The organism is Embleya sp. NPDC020886 (assembly GCF_044333915.1).
Classification (GTDB): domain Bacteria; phylum Actinomycetota; class Actinomycetes; order Streptomycetales; family Streptomycetaceae; genus Embleya.
Window position 1 is genome coordinate 453,310 of record NZ_JBIRRX010000001.1, and the last position, 17,163, is coordinate 470,472.

Here is a 17,163-nt window from a genome sequence, read left to right on the forward strand (position 1 = left end):
CCCCTCGCTCCACTCGCGACCCCGCCCCGGATCTCGAACCCGCCCTACGACCGCCGTTCATCCCCTCGCCGCGCTCACGACCTCGCCCGGCTATCGGCCCCGGCACTCGGACCGAGGTCGTAAGCGCGGCAAGGGGATGAACGTCGGTAATGAGCTGCGCCGGATATTCCGGTCCAGGTCGTGAGCGCGGCGAGCCGGTGAGTCCCAACGCTGTACCCGACATCCGGTCGTAAACCGGGTGGGACACCCCAGCCGAAGTGAGCAGCGCGGTGATGGGGTGAGCGTAGGTCGTAGGTCGAGCCGGACCCTCGGGCCGGGGCAGGATCGGGAGCGGGCCAACCAGGTCGGCCCCGAGCTTCGCCGCCCACCCCACCCGCGACCTCGGCCCGCCCAAGCCCCACAAACGCAACAGGGCCACCCCGACCAAGCCGAGGCAGCCCTGTACACAAAAACGCCCTACACCCGCCCGCCGACCCTCACCACCATCGATGCGACCCCGGCCCCGACCCAACGCCCAGCATCGCCCAAACGACCCTCGGCCCTCGGCCCCAATCCCAGCCTCAAGCCCTCAGCCGGAAGCCCTCGAACCCTCAGCCCGAAGCCCTCAAGCCCCGACCTGCCCCCGACCCCGACCCAGGTCCCGGCCCGGCCCCCGCCCAGGCCCCAACCTCACCGCCGCCCCCGCCCACCATCCCGCCGAGTCCCCCGAGCCTCCCGAGGCGCCGGCTCCAAGATCGCCACCGACTCCACGTGATGCGTGTTCGGGAACAAATCAAACGACCGCACCGACCGCAGCCTGAACCCGACCCCCGCGAAATACGCCACGTCCCGGGCCAGTGCCGCCGGGTCGCACGCCACATAGGCGACTCGACGCGGGGTCAGCCGTGCGATCCGCTCGACGACCGCCTTGCCCGCACCCGCACGCGGCGGGTCGAGCACCACGATGTCCGCGCGGCGCAGGAACCCGGGTCGGCCCAGCACCTTCTCCACCGTGCCGGTCTCGAAGCGCGCACCCGGCACGTCCCGAAGGTTGTGGATCGCGTCCTCGACCGCCTGCTTGGAGCTCTCGATCCCGATGATCGTGTCGCTGTCCGCCAACCGCTCGGAGATCGCGCCCGCGAACAGCCCGACTCCGCAGTACAGGTCGAGCGCCAGGTCGCCCGGTCGCGGCTCCAGTCCCGCCACGACGGCCTGCACGAGTACGTCCGCCGCTGCCGGGTGCACCTGCCAGAAGCCGCCCGCCGAGACCTTCCAGGTCCGTCCCGCGGCCACCTCGCGCACCGCCGGTCGCCCGTGCACCTTGCGTACCCGGCCCTTGTCGTCGGCACGGAACACCGACACCGCGCGGTTCAGCTCGACGATCGGCATCCGCCCGTCCGCGCCCTCGGCGGGCACCACGGTCACCGCGCGATCCAGCGAACCGGTCGCCGAGACCGCCTCGACCGAGGCCACCCCGGGCCACTCGTGCGCCTCGATACCCAATTCCTCGACGCCGGGCGCCGCGATCGGGCAGGAGTCGATCGGCTGCACATCGTGCGAGCGGTGCTTGCGCAGCCCCGCGCGGCCGGTCGCCGGGTCCACGGCGAACTGCACGCGGGTGCGCCAGCCGAGGCCCTCGGCCATCCCGGGCGGGCTGTCCACGGCCTCGACCTCGACGTGCACGTCGACCTTGCCCAGCCGCAACAACTGCTCGGCCACGACATCCGCCTTGAGCCGGCGCTGCGCGGCGGGTGCGGCGTGCTGCCAGTCGCAGCCGCCGCACATGCCGGGGCCGGCCACCGGGCACGCGGGGGTGATCCGGTCCGGGGAGGCGGCCAGCACCTCGACCACGTCGCCGCGCAGGAAACGCGAGGTGGGTCCACCGTCGGTGATCTCCACGACGGCCCGCTCGCCCGGGAGTCCGTGCCGGACGAAGATGACGCGGCCCTCGTGGCGGGCCACGCAGTGCCCACCGTGGGCGACCGGGCCGATCTCGACCTCGTACCGCTCACCCCGCAGGGACTGGTCCGATTCGGGGGTGGTCGATCCGACAGGCACGGCACTCCTCGTACAACTCGTACAACATCGACAGGGGTTTCGGTGGTCCCTCGGCCGGCGGCGCCCGACGGCGACGCCCGGGGACGACACGGCGACACAAAGAAAGCGCCTCACGGAGGTGGGCGCGCATCCAGGGTAGTCCCTACCCGAACAAGCCGCGCCCACCGTCACGACGCGCCGTCCACCACCGCCGCCCGCACACCCCCCGGCCCGGACACCAGGCGCCCAGACCCGGCCCACACCCCCGGCCGAGCACCCGCCGACCGCACCTCAAACGCCCGTCAAGACTCCCCACCCGAACCACCCGAACCACCCGACCCACCCGACCGGTCCGAACCACCCGAGCCACCCGACCGATTCTCCGGCCGCACCGGCCGACTCTCCGCCCGCTCCCCCGACCCCCGCTTCCCGTCCCCGCCGCGCGGCGTCCGCGCCGGCCCGCGCCGCACCGACCCCGGCGCGACCCACGCCTTCGGCTCCTTGAGCCGCTCGGAGGACTCCAACTGCCACGGCACCGAGGTGACCATGACCCCGGGTGTGAACAGCAGCCGGCCCTTGAGCCGCAGCGCACTCTGGTTGTGCAGGATCTGCTCGTACCAGCGCCCGACCACGTACTCGGGGATGTACACGTTCACCACATCGCGCGGACTGGACCGACGCACCGACTTCACGTATTCGATCACCGGTCGGGTGATCTCGCGGTACGGCGAGTCGAGCACCTTGAGCGGCACCTCTATACCCCGCTCGTCCCACTCCCGGCGCAGCGACTCGGTCTCGGCCGGGTCGACGTTGACGGTGACCGCCTCGACCACGTTGGGGCGCGAGTATCGGGCATAGGCCAGCGCCCGCAGGGACGGCTTGTGCAGCTTGGACACCAGCACGATCGCGTGCACGCGCGAGGGCAGCTTGGTGTCGTCGATCTCGACCGCGGCCAGCTCGGCGGCGACCCGGTCGTAGTGCCGGCGGATCTGCTTCATCAGCAGGAACAGGAAGCCCATCGCCGCTATCGCGATCCAGGCGCCCTGGGCGAACTTGGTCACCAGCACGATCACGAGAACCGTGCCGGTCATGAACAGACCGAAGGCGTTGATCACCCGGCTGCGCATCATCCGGCGGCGCGCGGCCGGGTCGGCCTCGGTCTTCAGATGCCGGGTCCAGTGCCGGATCATGCCCGCCTGGCTCATCGTGAAGGACACGAAGACGCCGACGACGTAGAGCTGGATCAGCTTGGTGGGTTCGGCGTCGAACGCGATGATCAGCACGATCGCGAACGCGGCCAGCATGATGATGCCGTTGCTGAACGCGAGCCGGTCGCCGCGCGTGTGCAGTTGCCGGGGCAGGTAGCGGTCCTGGGCCAGGATCGAGCCGAGCACCGGGAAGCCGTTGAACGCGGTGTTCGCGGCCAGGATCAGGATCAGGCCGGTGACCGCGAGCACGAGGTAGAACAGCGGTGATGCGAACGTGCCGCCGAAGACCGCGTCGGCGACCTGCGCCACCACGGTCTTCTGCTCGTAGTCGGCGGGCGCTCCCTGGATCTGGGTGGCCGGGTTCTCCGCGAAACGCACCTTCGTCATGTTGGCCAGCGCCAGCATGCCCATCAGCATGGTCACCGAGATGGTGCCCATCAGCAGCAGCGTGGAGGCGGCGTTCTTGCTCTTGGGCTTGCGGAACGCGGGAACGCCGTTGCTGATCGCCTCGACGCCGGTGAGGGCGGCACAACCGGAGGAGAAGGTGCGCAGCAGCAGGAACACCAGCGCGAAGCCGCTGAAGCTGTCCTCGGCCTCGATGTGGAATCCGGCGCTCTCGGCCTCCATGTCCGCGCCGGTGGAGGCCCGGATCAGGCCGAACAGCGTCATCCCCAGGATGGCCGCCATGAAGGCATAGGTGGGAACCGCGAAGAGCTTGCCCGACTCGCGGACACCACGCAGGTTCATCGCCATCAACAGCAGCACCAGGCCGACCGCCAACAGCACCTTGTTCGATTCCAGCGCAGGCACCGCGGAGGCCATGTTGGCCACCCCCGAGGAGACCGACACCGCCACGGTCAGCACGTAGTCGACCAGCAGCGCGCTGCCGACCGTAAGGCCGGCGTTGGGCCCGAGGTTGACGCTCGCGACCTCGTAGTCGCCGCCGCCGCTGGGATAGGCGTGCACGTTCTGGCGGTAGGAGGCGACGACCGTCAGCATGACCACGACGACGGCCAGTCCGACCTTCCACGAGAAGTGGTAGGTCGCCATTCCCGCCATGGAAAGGGTGAGCAGGATCTCGTCCGGCGCGTACGCGACGGAGGACAGTGCGTCGGAGGCGAAAATGGGCAGCGCGATGCGCTTCGGCAGGAGCGTCTCGGACAGCTTGTCGCTGCGCAGGGCTCGGCCGACAAGGATGCGTTTGGACAGATCGGTCAGTCTTGACACGCAGGTGATCGTAAGCCCATCGACTTTCGCCGGGCCGGGGGCATGCCGTAAGGCGTCCACGTGTAACGTCTCGGCGAGGTCTGCCACCCTGGTAACACCACATACGAGCATCAGACCGGGCACAACGGACCAAATCCGGAAGGACGGCCGTGCACATCGTCATCATGGGCTGCGGGCGCGTGGGTTCCACGTTGGCCCAGACGCTCGAGGAGCTGGGGCATTCGGTGGCGGTCATCGACCGCGATCCGTCCGCGTTCCGCCGGCTGGGGTCGCACTTCTCCGGCCGCCGGATCAAGGGCATCGGCTTCGACCAGGACACCCTGCGCGAGGCCGGTATAGAAGAGGCCGGCGCGTTCGCGGCGGTCAGCAGTGGCGACAACTCCAACATCATCGCGGCGCGCGTCGCCCGCGAGACCTTCGGCGTGGAGAACGTCGCCGCGCGGATCTACGACCCGCGCCGGGCCGAGGTCTACGAACGCCTGGGCATCCCGACGGTGGCCACCGTGCGCTGGACCGCGGACCAGATGTTGCGCCGGTTGTTGCCCAGCGGCGCGGAGCCGCTGTGGCGCGATCCGTCCGGGAGTGTGCAGTTGGCCGAGGTGCACGTGAACTCGGCATGGGTGGGCCACCGGATCAACCGGCTCGAACAGGCGTCGGGCGCACGCGTCGCCTTTGTCACCCGTTTGGGCGAAGGCATCCTGCCGACCTCCGAAACCGTGATCCAGGAGGGCGACCTCGTGCACGTGGTCATGCACCAGGCGGATGTGGCCGCCGTCGAGGCGGCCTTCGAGAAAGCGCCGGAGGAGAGCTGATGCGGGTCGCAATCGCGGGCGCGGGGGCGGTGGGTCGCTCCATCGCGGCCGAGTTGTTGGAGAACGGCCACGAGGTGCTGCTCGTCGACAAGGCGCCGGACGCCATCAAGGTGGACAGCGTGCCGCAGGCCGAGTGGCTGCTCGCCGACGCGTGCGAGATCTCCTCGCTCGACGAGGCCGCGCTGCAGCGCTGCAACGTGGTGATCGCCGCGACCGGTGACGACAAGGTCAACCTGGTCGTCTCGCTGCTGGCCAAGACCGAGTACGGGGTCCCGCGCGTGGTCGCCCGGGTGAACAACCCGAAGAACGAGTGGCTGTTCAACGAGGCGTGGGGGGTGGACGTCGCGGTGTCCACGCCGCGACTGATGTCGGCACTGGTCGAAGAGGCGGTCAGCGTCGGTGACCTGGTCCGGCTGATGCGGTTCAGCCAGGGCGACGCCAACCTGGTGGAGCTGACCCTCCCGGGCGACGCCGCCCTCGTCGGCACCCGCGTCGGTGACGTGGCGTGGCCCGAGGACACGGCGCTCGTGACGATCATCCGCGAGGGCCGCGTACTGGTACCCGGCAAGGACGACTCGTTGGAGGCCGGCGACGAACTGTTGTTCGTCGCGGCGCCGCATCGCGAAGAGGAACTGGAAGAGCTGTTGTCGGCCTGACCGACAACGCGGTGGAGTGGACGCTCAGGCGGCGGCCAGGTCACCCATGACCTGGTCCGCCTCCTCGCTGAAGGCGCGCGCGAGCGGCTCCCGGCCGTACGGGCGCAGCCGCCTGCGGAAGTCCGCGAGGAAGTCGTTGCACTGGGCGGACGACAGGTTGCCCGCGATCCGCAGCGCCTCGGTGGCCTTGCCGCAGGCCGCGTCCAGGTCGCCCTGGGCCAGGTGGGCCGCGGCCATGAAGGTGGTGTCCTGGGCACACCGGCGGGACGCGCCGGCGCGGCGCAGTTTGATCGACTCGCCCGCGAAGTCGTGGATCCGGTCCGGTAGGCCGAGGTCGCGATGGCTGTGCGCGAACTCGTGTTGCAGCTCCGATTCGTCGAAGTAGTTGCACCAGGAGGGGTCGTCCTCGATCGGGCCGGCCGCGTCCAGGTGCCGCTCGGCGATGCCCATCGCCCGTTCGCACGCGCGCCGATCGCCCAGCGCCGCATAGCCGCGCGCCTCCATCGCGGCCACGATCGCCCGCGCCCGGGGACCCAGCGCGCCGCCGGCGCCCTGTTCGGCGGCCCGGGCCAGTTGTACCGCCTCCCAGCCGTGCCCCAGGTAGACCGATTGGCAGGCCATGTTGGCCATCACGTAGGCCCCGTAGGCCGGGTCGTCGGCCGCCTGGGCCAGCCGCAGGGCCTGGATGTGGTAGCGCTGGGCCAGCGCGTGCCGGCCGGAATCGAAGGACAACCAGCCTGCCAATTCGGTGAGTTCGGCGACGGCGCGGAACAACCGGCGACCCACCTCGTCGCCGTAGGAACCGGCCAGCTTGGTGCGGGCGACGCCGTTGAGGTGGTTGACGACGGTGTCCCGCAGATCCCCGCCGCCCTGTGCGCGGTCGAGTCGGCGAAAGGCCAGGACGGTCTGGTGGATGCGTAGGACGTCCGCGTCGCGCACGGTGACGGGACCGCGCGAGGCGAGCTTCTCGGGCTCGCCCTCGGCCCGGGACGCGGTCGACCAGAACAGCGCGGGGGCGGCGAACGCCCCCACGCCGAAGGCCGTATTGGCCAGGAAGGTACGGCGGTTCATGTCTCTCTCCGACAATTCGGCCACGGCGTGTCTGACTTCGGCCGCGGTCCGGGCGACTTTCAGCCCGTCGAAGGGGTCGGGGTTCGGTGGCCGCCGGTCGCGCATCCCGAGGTCCTCGACCGTGAGTTCGCAATCCAGGCGCCGACCGAGAGCCTCGGCCAACAGCTCCGGAATCGGCCAACGCGGCTGTGCGCCTTCCAGCCAACGGGCCACCGAGGTGTGGCTGCACCCGAGGTGCAGCCCGCGTCGCTCGGCGACCGAGTTGACCCAACGGGCCAGTTCGCGCCGGGAGAGACCGGCTTCCGCTACCAATGCGATGAGGTCACCGTTTCCGGCCACCGTCCCCGCCTCCTTCGTCCACTGGAGGTCTAACGGGGACGCTAACGGCACGGTTACGCGATCATGCGGGAATAGCCGATTGGACCGCACATGGCCCAAATTCTCCGTAATCGACCAATGCGCCATACCCGAATGATCACCGCGATGATCACTTCGGCACCCACCCGAACCGGCCCGGCACGGCTCGCATCATCCACCGCCACACGACGACGACCCGACGACCCGACAGCCCGACGAGCAACCGCTCAATCCGCGACGCGGTCTTCCCGCCGCTCGTCCCGCTGCTCGCCCACCGGCGCCGCCTCGACCGCCGCCGAGCCGTCTTCGGCGTCCTCGGCGTCCTCCACCTTCACCGGCGGCGGCGCCTTCGACATGATCAACCAGGTGATGTAACAGACCACCAGGAACGGCGGCACGCCCAGGGCGACCTTGGCGATCCCCAGCGCCGTGACATTGCCGGTCCAATAGATCGGGATCTGGATCACGATCCGCAACACGAACATCACGAACCAGACCCAGGTCGCCCGGCGATACGCCGCGAACCGGGCCGGGTTCTGCCGCCAGGTGAAGTTCTCGCCCAGCGCCGGGCCGAGCACGATGCCGATGAGCGGCCAGCGCACCAGGATCGAGATCAGGTAGGCCAGCGCGTAGGCGCCGTTCAGCAACATGCCGAAGGCGTAGAAGTTCTCCGCCTTGCCGGACTTGACCGCGATCCAGCCGGCCAGCGCGACGCCCAGGAAGCCGCCGAGTGCGTGCTGCAGGGTCTCCCGGCGCGCGATCCGAACCACCGCGAACGCCAACGCGACGGCGCCGGCGGTCATCGCCGAGGTCCACGTGGAGTGGCTGATCGTGAAGGCGACCACGAACACCAGGCCGGGCACGGTCATGTCGATCATGCCGCGCACACCGCCGAAGGCGGCGATCATCGAGGCCGCGCTGTCGGTGGGGGCCGGCTGCTCGCCGGGCGCGTCGGAGGCGGACTTTTCCATATGGGCGGTCACTCGTTCACTCTCGGCCGACGGGGCGCAGCTCGTACCTGGGGTTGAACAGGACGGGGCGGCCCGCAGTGGTGCTCACCCGCCCGTGGGCGACCAATTGCCGCCCCGGCTCGATCCCGGCTATCCGCCGCCGACCGAGCCAGACCACCGACAGCGCCGCCGAACCGTCGTACAGCTCGGCCTCGAGCGCGGGCACGCCCGCGCGCGGCCGGAAGGTCACCGTGCGCAGCGTGCCGCCGACCGTGATCAGGTCCCGTTCGACCACGTCCACGATCTTGGTACAGCCGAGCCGCTGGGTGTCGTGCAGCAGCTCCTCGGCGTGCAATTCCTCATGGGTGGAGGTCCACCGATCCAGCATCCGCCGCAATCGCCCGGATCGACGCTCCACCCCGGCTGCGCTACCACTCATGCCGGCAAGGGTACCGCCTATCCAACGGCCCTCGGCTGCCCGAAAGTGCCCGCCCGCCGGGGCCGGCGGCCCACCGGGTGAGGCCGCGAGCTATCCCTCGAAGCGATAACCCATCCCCGGCTCGGTCAGCAGATGGCGAGGGTGCGAGGGGTCGTGCTCCAGCTTGCGGCGCAACTGGGCCATGTAGACCCGCAGGTAGTTCGTCTCCGTCCCGTACTGCGGCCCCCACACCTCCTGCAACAACGCGCGCTGGCTGACCAGCCGGCCGGCGTGCCGGACCAGCACCTCCAGCAGGTGCCACTCGGTCGGGGTGAGCCGCACGTCGGCTCCGTCCCGGGAGACCCGTTTGGCCGCGAGATCCACCGTGAAGGATTCGGTGACCACGACCGGCGCCTCCTCCTCGGGCACCGCACGCCGCACCGCCGCGCGCAGCCGCGCGAGCAACTCGTCCATCCCGAACGGCTTGGTCACGTAGTCGTCCGCGCCCGCGTCCAGCGCCGCGACCTTCTCCGCCGACGCGTGCCGTGCGGACAGCACGATGATCGGGATCCTGGTCCAGCCGCGCAGTCCCTTGATCACCTCGACCCCGTCGATGTCCGGCAGGCCCAGGTCGAGCAGCACCACGTCCGGATGCCGGTCGGCGGCGGCGGTCAGCGCCGCGGTGCCGTCCCCCGCAGTGTCCACGTCATAGCCGCGGGCCTTGAGGTTGATGGCCAGGGCCCGCACGATCTGTGGCTCGTCGTCGACGACCAGGACCCGTGTCATCGCTGTTCCTCCCAAGTGGTTCGCTGATCGGTCGCGGGGGTCCGCCCCTCGCCCGCACTCTCGACTTCACGAGCGCCCGCGCCCGCACCCACGCCGGCGCCCGCACCGGCACCGGCACCGGCACCCGCACCCGCACCCGCGAGCGAGGCCGTGCGCAACGCCAGCACCATCGTCAGCCCGCCGCCGGGCGTGTCCTCGGCCGTCAACGTGCCGTCCATGGCTTCGGCGAAGCCACGCGCGACCGCCAACCCGAGTCCCACCCCATTGCCCTTCGGCGCGTCGCCCAAGCGTTGGAACGGCTCGAAGATCCGCTCCTTCGACTCGTCCGGCACACCGGGCCCGCGGTCGGCCACCCGCAGCTCGACCCGATCCTTGAGCGCGCCCGCCGACACGTGCACCCGGCGGCCCGGCGGATTGTGCTTGACCGCGTTCTCGATCACGTTGGCCAGCACCCGCTCCAGCAGGCCCGCGTCCGCGGACACCGCGGGCAGCGTCTCGGGGATGTCCAGCGCCACCCGGTCCTCGGCGACCCCGGCCAGCGCGCCCGGCACCACCTCGTCCAGACCGATGTCGCCCATCAGCGGAGTCACCGTCCCGGTCTGCAACCGGCTCATGTCCAGCAGGTTCCCGATCAGCGTGTCCAGCCGGTCCGCGCCGAACTCGATCGCCGCCAACAGCTCGGCCTCGTCCTCCTCCGACCAGCTCACATCCTCCGCCCGCAGGCTCGACACGCTGGCCTTGATCGTGGCCAGCGGCGTCCGCAGGTCGTGCGAGACCGCCGCCAGCAGCGCGGTGCGAATCCGGTTGCCCTCCTTGAGCCGACGCGCCTGGGCCGCCTCGGCGACCAACTGTCGGCGCTCCAGGACCACCGCGGCCTGCGCGGCGAACGCCCCGAGCACCCGGCGGTCCTCGGCGGGCAACACCCGCCCCGACAGCGCCAGCGCCAGCGAATCGGACACCGGCACGTCCACGTCCGCGTCCTCGGGCCTGACCGCCGGATGCGGCCCCACGCTGCCCACGCACAACCACGGAGTGTGGTGCTCCTCGCGCTGCAGCAGCGCCACCGACTCCATCCCGAACGTCTCGCGCACCCGATCCAACAGCGCCGGCAGCGCCTGCTCGCCGCGCAACACACTGCCCGCCAGAAAGCTCAGCGTCTGCGCCTCGGCCTGACTTCGCGCGGCCTGATGGGTACGTCTGGCCGCCAGGTCCACCACCGAGGCCACCGACAGCGCGACCAGCACGAAGATGCCCAACGCGAGCATGTTCTCCGGATCGTCGATGGTCAGGTTGTGCAGCGGCGGCGTGAAGTAGTAGTTCAGCAGGATCGAGGACACCACCGCGGTGAGCACGGACGCCCACAATCCGCCGAGCAGCGCGACCGCGACGGTGACCGTCAGGAACAGCAACATCTCGGTGGACAGGCCGTGGCTGTCCCGGGTCGCGTCCAGCGTGTAGGTGAGTGCCAGCGGGCCGATCACGGTCACCGCCCACGACGCGATCCGCCGGCCGCGCCCCAGCGGGGAGCGCATCGGGCGCAGCACCCGCCCCACGCCCGCGTGCTCGTGGGTGACGATGTGCGTGTCGATGTCGCCGGACTGCGCGGCCACGGTGGCGCCCACGCCCGGGCCGAACAGGTACTGCCAGGGCTTGCGCCGGCTGCTGCCGAGCACTATCTGCGTCGCGTTCACCCCACGCGCGAAGGACAGCAGCGCGGTGGGCACGTTCTCGCCGACCACCGAGTGGAAGGTGCCGCCGAGCGACTCGACCAGCGCGCGCTGGCGGGCCAGCGCCTCCGGGGAGGCGCCGGTGAGGCCGTCGCTGCGCGAGACGTAGACCGCGAGCAGTTCGCCGCCGGAGCCGCGGGTGGCGATCCGAGCGGCCCGGCGCAGCAGCGTCTCGCCTTCCGGGCCGCCGGTGAGGCCGACCACGATCCGCTCGCGGGCCGGCCAGGTGGCGTCGATCTGGTGTTCGCTGCGGTACTGCTGGAGGTATTCGTCCACCCGGTCCGCGGTCCACAACAGCGCGAGTTCGCGCAACGCGGTCAGGTTGCCGACCCGGAAGTAGTTGGACAGTGCCGCGTCGACCTTCTCCGGCGCGTACACGTTGCCGTGTGCCATCCGCCGGCGCAGCGCCTCCGGCGCCATGTCGACCAGCTCGATCTGGTCCGCCCGGCGGGCCACCTCGTCGGGCACGGTCTCGCGCTGCGGCACCCCGGTGATCGACTCGACCACGTCGTTGAGCGATTCGAGGTGTTGCACGTTCACCGTCGAGATCACGTCGATCCCGGCGTCGAGCAGTTCCTCGATGTCCTGCCAGCGTTTCTCGTTGCGCGAGCCCGGCACATTGGTGTGCGCCAGCTCGTCCACGAGGGCGATCCTCGGTCGCCGTGCGATGACGGCGTCCACGTCCATCTCGGTGAACGCGCCGCCTCGGTGGATCATGTCCCGCCGGGGGACGACCTCCAGACCCTGTAGTGCTTCCTCGGTGGTGGGTCGGCCGTGGCATTCCACGAAACCGACGACGACGTCGCTGCCGCGCCTGCGCCGACGTTGTCCCTCGCCCAACATCGCGTAGGTCTTGCCGACGCCGGGTGCCGCACCGAGATAGATCCGGAGCTTGCCGCGTGCCATGTCACCCATTCTCTGCCTCGGGGTGGGGAGTGCCGACACCGGCACTCCCCGTCCCCGGCCCGCCACGACCGCCGGGATCAGCCGGCGAGTCGGGCGAGCGCGATGTTGAGGTCCAGCACGTTCACCCGTTCCTGGCCGAGGAATCCGGCGTTGGGCGCGTCCACGTGCTTGTCCACCAGGGCGCGCACCTCGGCCGGGTCCAGGCCGCCGCGCTCCTTGGCCACCCGCTCCACCTGGAGCAGCGCGTAGGCCCGGGAGATGTGCGGGTCCAGGCCGGATCCGCTCGCGGTGACCGCGTCCACCGGGACCCGGTCCTCGCTCACGCCGTTGAACTTGGCGACCTGTGCCTTGCGGTCGCCGATGAGCTTGACGAAGGTCGGGTTCTCGGGGCCGTAGTTGGACGCCCCCGAGGCCAGGCCGTCGTGGTTCGAGGCCGACGGACGCGGCTGGAACCACCTGGGGTCCGGCAGCGTGCCGACTCCCTCGGCCTGCTCGGCGGTCAGCGCGCCGCCGCCCTGGAGGTAGGTGTAGCCCGCGCCGTCCGCCGTGGCGAGCACCTCGCGGCCGTCGGCGTCGAACTTGCGCGGGTCGCCCTGCGCGTCGACCAGGTCGAAGGACTGCCCGATCAGGGCGGAGCCGACCTTCCTGCCGTTGACGCTGACCATCGAACCGTCGGCGTTGTCCTTGAACAGCGCCTGTGCGATCCCGGTCATGGACAGCGGGTAGAGCACGCCCAGGAGCACGGTGAGCACCAGGAAGGCCCGCAGGGACGCGCCCAGGACACGGATACGGGTACTGAAGTTGGTTGCCATCTGAATCAGCCGATTCCGGGGATGAGCGAGACGAGCAGGTCGATGAGCTTGATCCCGACGAACGGGGCGATCAGGCCGCCGAGACCGTAGATCCGCAGGTTGCGACCGAGCAGCTTGTCCGCCGACATCGGCCGGTAGCGCACGCCCCGCAGGGCCAGTGGGATCAGCGCGACGATGATCAGGGCGTTGAAGACGACCGCCGAGATGATCGCCGACTCGGGGGTGGCGAGCTGCATGATGTTCAGCTTGTCCAGCGGGCCGAGCGCCTCGGCGCCCTTGATGCTCGCGAACATCGCCGGGATGATCGCGAAGTACTTCGCGACGTCGTTGGCGATCGAGAACGTGGTGAGCGCGCCGCGGGTGATCAGCAACTGCTTGCCGATCTCGACGATCTCGATCAGCTTGGTCGGGTTGGAGTCGAGGTCGACCATGTTCCCGGCCTCTTTGGCCGCCGAGGTGCCGGTGTTCATCGCCACGCCCACGTCGGCCTGGGCCAGCGCCGGTGCGTCGTTGGTGCCGTCGCCGGTCATCGCGACCAGCTTGCCGCCGGCCTGTTCGCGCTTGATGAGCGCGAGCTTGTCCTCGGGGGTGGCCTCGGCGAGGAAGTCGTCGACGCCGGCCTCGTCCGCGATGGCCTTGGCGGTCAGCGGGTTGTCGCCGGTGATCATCACGGTCCGGATGCCCATCCGGCGCAGTTCGTCGAACCGCTCCCGCATGCCCTCCTTGACCACGTCCTTGAGGTGGATCACGCCCAGGATCCGGGCGCCGTCCACGTCCTCGACCGCGACCAGGAGCGGTGTGCCGCCGGCGGCGGAGATGCCGTCGACCAGTTCGCCGGACCGGGCCGGCACCACGCCGCCGCGCTCGGACACCCACGCGTTGATCGCGGAGGCGGCGCCCTTGCGCACCATCCGCCCACCGCGGTCCTCGGTCAGGTCCACGCCCGACATCCGGGTCTGCGCGGTGAAGGCGATCCATTCGGCGTGCGTGAGCTCGCCCTGGTGCCGCTCGCGCAGCCCGTACCGCTCCTTGGCCAGCACCACGATCGAGCGGCCCTCGGGCGTCTCGTCCGCGAGCGAGGACAACTGCGCGGCGTCGGCCAGTTCGGCCTCGGTCACGCCGTCCACCGGGACGAACTCGGACGCCTGTCGGTTGCCCAGGGTGATCGTGCCCGTCTTGTCCAGCAGCAGCGTCGACACGTCGCCCGCCGCCTCGACCGCGCGTCCCGACATGGCCAGCACGTTGCGCTGCACCAGTCGGTCCATGCCCGCGATGCCGATCGCCGACAGCAGCGCCCCGATGGTCGTCGGGATCAGGCAGACCAGCAGCGCGACCAGGATGATCAGCGACTGCTCGGCGTGCGCGTACATCGCGATCGGCTGCAGCGTGACGACCGCGAACAGGAAGACGATGGTCAGCGACGCGAGCAGGATGTTGAGCGCGACCTCGTTCGGCGTCTTCTGCCGGGCGGCGCCCTCGACGAGGGCGATCATCCGGTCGATGAAGGTCTTGCCGGGCTCGGTGGTGATCTTGACGACGATCCGGTCCGACAACACCTTCGTACCGCCGGTCACCGCGGACCGGTCACCGCCGGACTCGCGGATCACCGGCGCGGATTCGCCGGTGATCGCCGACTCGTCCACGCTGGCCACGCCGTCCACGACGTCGCCGTCACCGGGGATGATGTCGCCGGCTTCGCACACCACGAGGTCGCCGACGGCCAACTCGGTGGCCGCGACCCGCTCTTCCCTGCCGGCGACCACGCGCCGGGCGACCGTGTCGGTCTTGGCCTTGCGCAGCGTGTCGGCCTGCGCCTTGCCGCGCCCTTCGGCGACCGCCTCGGCCAGGTTGGCGAACACCACGGTCGCCCAGAGCCAGACGGTGACCACCCAGGCGAAGACGCTCGGGTCCTTGATCGCCATGACGGTCGTGATGACCGACCCGATCTCGACCACGAACATGACCGGCGTGCGGACCATGACCCGGGGGTCGAGCTTGAGCAGGGCTCCGGGCAGCGACTTGAGCAGTTGGCGGGGTTCGAACAGGCCGGCCGAGACCCGGCCGGGGCCGGTGGGTGACTCGACGTGTTCTTCGGTGGGGCGTATCGCGGTGTCTGTCATGCCAATCCCTCGGCAAGCGGCCCGAGAGCCAGGGCGGGGAAGAAGGTCAGGCCGGTGATGATCAGGATCACGCCGACGAGTTGGCCCACGAACAGGGGCCGATGCGTCTGCAGGGTGCCCGCCGTGTCCGGAACGCTCTTTTGTTCGGCCAGTCGACCGGCGAGGGCGAGCACGAGGCAGATCGGTACGAATCGGCCGATCAGCATGGCCAACCCGATCATCGTGTTGTAGAACTCGGTGTTCGCGCCGAGCCCGGCGAACGCGCTGCCGTTGTTGTTGGCGCCCGAGGTGAACGCGTAGAGCACCTCGGAGATGCCGTGCGGCGAATCGGAGTTGAGGATCGCGGCCTGTTCACCGGGCAACGCGAGGGCGATGCCAGTGAAGGTCAGGATGGTGGCGGGGACCACCAGGATGTACATCGCGACCAGCTTCATCTCGCCGGCGCCGATCTTCTTGCCCAGGTACTCGGGCGTGCGGCCGACCATCAGACCGGCGACGAAGACCGCCAGGATCGCCATGATCAGGATCCCGTACAGACCGGAGCCGACACCGCCCGGCGTGATCTCGCCGAGCATCATCCCCAACAGGGTGATGCCGCCGCCCAGTCCGGTGTAGGACGAGTGGAACGAGTTGACCGCACCGGTGGAGGTCATCGTGGTGGACACCGCGAAGACCGACGAGCCGGGGATGCCGAACCGCTGTTCCTTGCCCTCCATCGCACCGCCCGCGAGTTCGGGGGCCGCGCCGTTGCCGTGCGCCTCGGTCCACCACATCAACAGGACGGCGACGAACCAGATCACGAACATCGCGGCGAGGATCGCGTAGCCCTGCTTGAGGTTGCCGACCAGGCGCCCGAAGGTGCGGGGCATCGAGAACGGGATCAGCAGGATCAGGAAGATCTCGAAGATGTTGGTGAACGCGTTGGGGTTCTCGAACGGGTGCGCGGAGTTGGCGTTGAAGAAGCCGCCGCCGTTGGTGCCGAGTTCCTTGATCACCTCCTGCGAGGCCACCGGACCACCGGGGATGGTCTGCGATCCGCCGGAGAGCGTCCGCACGGTCTGCGGGTCGGCCAGGTTCTGGATGGTGCCGGACGCGACCAGCACGATCGTGCCGATGATCGCGATCGGCAGCAGGATCCGGATCGAACCGCGGATCAGGTCGACCCAGAAGTTGCCGATCTCGCCCGAGCGGACCCGAACGAACCCGCGCACCAGGGCGATCGCCACCGCCATGCCCACCGCGGCCGACACGAAGTTCTGCACGGTCAGCCCGACCATCTGGACCGTGTGGCCCATCGCGGTCTCACCGGAGTACGACTGCCAGTTCGTGTTCGCGGTGAACGACGCGGCGGTGTTGAACGCCTGGTCCGGCGTGATCGGCTTCATCCCGAGGTCGAACGGGAGGTGGTCCTGGAAGCGCTGCAGGGCGTACAGGCCCAGCAGCGAGAACATCGAGAAGCCGAGCACGCTGCGCAGGTAGACGGTCCAGCGCTGCTCGGCGTTCGGGTCGGCGCCGATCAGCTTGTACAGGACGCGCTCACCGCGCAGGTGCTTGTCGCTGGAGTACACCCGGGCCATGTAGTCGCCGAACGGGCGATGGACCGCGGCCAGGACGGCTATCAGCAGGGACAGCTGGAGTATCCCCGCGAGCGTGACGCTCACCTAGAACCTCTCGGGGAAGATCAGGGCCAGGACCAGGTAGCCGAGCAAAGCGATGGCAACGCTCAGGCCGACGATGCTGTCCGCGTTCACAGCTTCGCCACCCCCTTGGCGATCAAGACGACCAGCGCGAAGAACGCGATCGTCAGGAATACGAAGGCCAGATCAGCCATCGCGGATGCTCCTTGGGACGGACAGGCGCTTGATCGCCCGTAGCGAGGTCATTGATAGCACTTCCAAGCCGTCAAAAATCCTCATAAACAGGGCAAAACCGAAAGCGTTGGCGGCGCCCTAACGCACCCATATGCCTTCTTGACGCGCCCTTGACATCAAGATTCGACGCCCCCGGAACCGCACCCGCGCGCGGGCCGGTGCCACACCCGTCCACGCCCCCACCCACGCCCCCGACATGCACGAAGCCCGGCCCCGCCTTTCGGCG

At 69.9% G+C, this 17,163-nt stretch carries 13 protein-coding genes; 2 read left to right on the forward strand and 11 right to left on the reverse strand.

Translation table 11 applies throughout. The features are described 5' to 3' along the window. Positions 1-669: 669 nt before the first annotated feature. Both ACH4U8_RS01890 and ACH4U8_RS01895 read right to left on the reverse strand, forming a co-directional pair. Positions 670-2,037 (reverse strand): class I SAM-dependent RNA methyltransferase, encoded by a 1,368-nt coding sequence (locus tag ACH4U8_RS01890; RefSeq protein ID WP_395775555.1) that lies wholly within the window; start codon positions 2,035-2,037, stop codon positions 670-672. A gap of 281 nt (positions 2,038-2,318) precedes the next feature. Beyond that, positions 2,319-4,451 carry an APC family permease gene (locus ACH4U8_RS01895; protein ID WP_395775556.1) on the reverse strand — a complete coding sequence of 711 codons (2,133 nt, stop codon included), beginning with the start codon at positions 4,449-4,451 and terminating at the stop codon, positions 2,319-2,321. 149 nt (positions 4,452-4,600) lie between these two features. On the opposite strand from ACH4U8_RS01895, the gene ACH4U8_RS01900 reads away from it, so the two are divergent. Together ACH4U8_RS01900 and ACH4U8_RS01905 are read left to right on the forward strand one after the other, a co-directional pair. After that, complete coding sequence (locus ACH4U8_RS01900; RefSeq protein ID WP_360312946.1) at positions 4,601-5,263, forward strand: TrkA family potassium uptake protein; 663 nt, start codon at positions 4,601-4,603, stop codon at positions 5,261-5,263. Next, positions 5,263-5,919, forward strand: coding sequence for a TrkA family potassium uptake protein (locus ACH4U8_RS01905; RefSeq protein WP_078974936.1), 657 nt, complete (start codon positions 5,263-5,265; stop codon positions 5,917-5,919). Before ACH4U8_RS01900 ends, ACH4U8_RS01905 begins: the two co-directional genes overlap by 1 nt. Before the next feature lie 24 nt (positions 5,920-5,943). Here the strand turns inward: ACH4U8_RS01905 and ACH4U8_RS01910 are convergent, their stop codons facing one another. From ACH4U8_RS01910 to kdpF, 9 genes are all read right to left on the reverse strand, one after another. Then, positions 5,944-7,329 carry a hypothetical protein gene (locus tag ACH4U8_RS01910; protein ID WP_360312944.1) on the reverse strand — a complete coding sequence of 462 codons (1,386 nt, stop codon included), beginning with the start codon at positions 7,327-7,329 and terminating at the stop codon, positions 5,944-5,946. 245 nt (positions 7,330-7,574) lie between these two features. Further along, positions 7,575-8,330, reverse strand: coding sequence for a DUF3159 domain-containing protein (locus ACH4U8_RS01915; protein ID WP_360312942.1), 756 nt, complete (start codon positions 8,328-8,330; stop codon positions 7,575-7,577). A gap of 4 nt (positions 8,331-8,334) precedes the next feature. After that, positions 8,335-8,736 (reverse strand): OB-fold nucleic acid binding domain-containing protein, encoded by a 402-nt coding sequence (locus ACH4U8_RS01920; protein ID WP_360312941.1) that lies wholly within the window; start codon positions 8,734-8,736, stop codon positions 8,335-8,337. Positions 8,737-8,826: 90 nt separating this feature from the next. Beyond that, complete coding sequence (locus ACH4U8_RS01925) at positions 8,827-9,501, reverse strand: response regulator (protein WP_360312939.1); 675 nt, start codon at positions 9,499-9,501, stop codon at positions 8,827-8,829. Beyond that, positions 9,498-12,134, reverse strand: a complete 2,637-nt coding sequence (locus tag ACH4U8_RS01930) for an ATP-binding protein (protein WP_395775557.1) — start codon at positions 12,132-12,134, stop codon at positions 9,498-9,500. Before ACH4U8_RS01930 ends, ACH4U8_RS01925 begins: the two co-directional genes overlap by 4 nt. A gap of 77 nt (positions 12,135-12,211) precedes the next feature. Then, the gene (locus ACH4U8_RS01935) at positions 12,212-12,946 is read right to left on the reverse strand and encodes a potassium-transporting ATPase subunit C (RefSeq protein WP_360312935.1); all 735 of its coding nucleotides are present in this window, start codon (positions 12,944-12,946) and stop codon (positions 12,212-12,214) included. Positions 12,947-12,951: 5 nt separating this feature from the next. Further along, positions 12,952-15,066: a potassium-transporting ATPase subunit KdpB gene (gene kdpB, locus ACH4U8_RS01940; RefSeq protein ID WP_360312933.1), complete on the reverse strand. Its 2,115-nt coding sequence runs from the start codon at positions 15,064-15,066 to the stop codon at positions 12,952-12,954. Next, positions 15,063-16,727, reverse strand: coding sequence for a potassium-transporting ATPase subunit KdpA (gene kdpA / locus ACH4U8_RS01945; protein ID WP_379989935.1), 1,665 nt, complete (start codon positions 16,725-16,727; stop codon positions 15,063-15,065). Before kdpA ends, kdpB begins: the two co-directional genes overlap by 4 nt. After that, positions 16,728-16,817 carry a K(+)-transporting ATPase subunit F gene (gene kdpF, locus ACH4U8_RS01950; RefSeq protein ID WP_020555859.1) on the reverse strand — a complete coding sequence of 30 codons (90 nt, stop codon included), beginning with the start codon at positions 16,815-16,817 and terminating at the stop codon, positions 16,728-16,730. Between the last annotated feature and the right edge of the window lie 346 nt (positions 16,818-17,163).

Excerpts from the sequence above, each read along its gene's own strand:
- ACH4U8_RS01905 (WP_078974936.1), top strand. The coding sequence starts at position 5,263 with ATGCGGGTCGCAATCGCGGGCGCGGGGGCGGTGGGTCGCTCCATCGCG.
- ACH4U8_RS01920 (WP_360312941.1), bottom strand. The coding sequence starts at position 8,736 with ATGAGTGGTAGCGCAGCCGGGGTGGAGCGTCGATCCGGGCGATTGCGG.
- ACH4U8_RS01925 (WP_360312939.1), bottom strand. The coding sequence starts at position 9,501 with ATGACACGGGTCCTGGTCGTCGACGACGAGCCACAGATCGTGCGGGCC.
- ACH4U8_RS01930 (WP_395775557.1), bottom strand. The coding sequence starts at position 12,134 with ATGGCACGCGGCAAGCTCCGGATCTATCTCGGTGCGGCACCCGGCGTC.
- ACH4U8_RS01935 (WP_360312935.1), bottom strand. The coding sequence starts at position 12,946 with ATGGCAACCAACTTCAGTACCCGTATCCGTGTCCTGGGCGCGTCCCTG.
- kdpB (WP_360312933.1), bottom strand. The coding sequence starts at position 15,066 with ATGACAGACACCGCGATACGCCCCACCGAAGAACACGTCGAGTCACCC.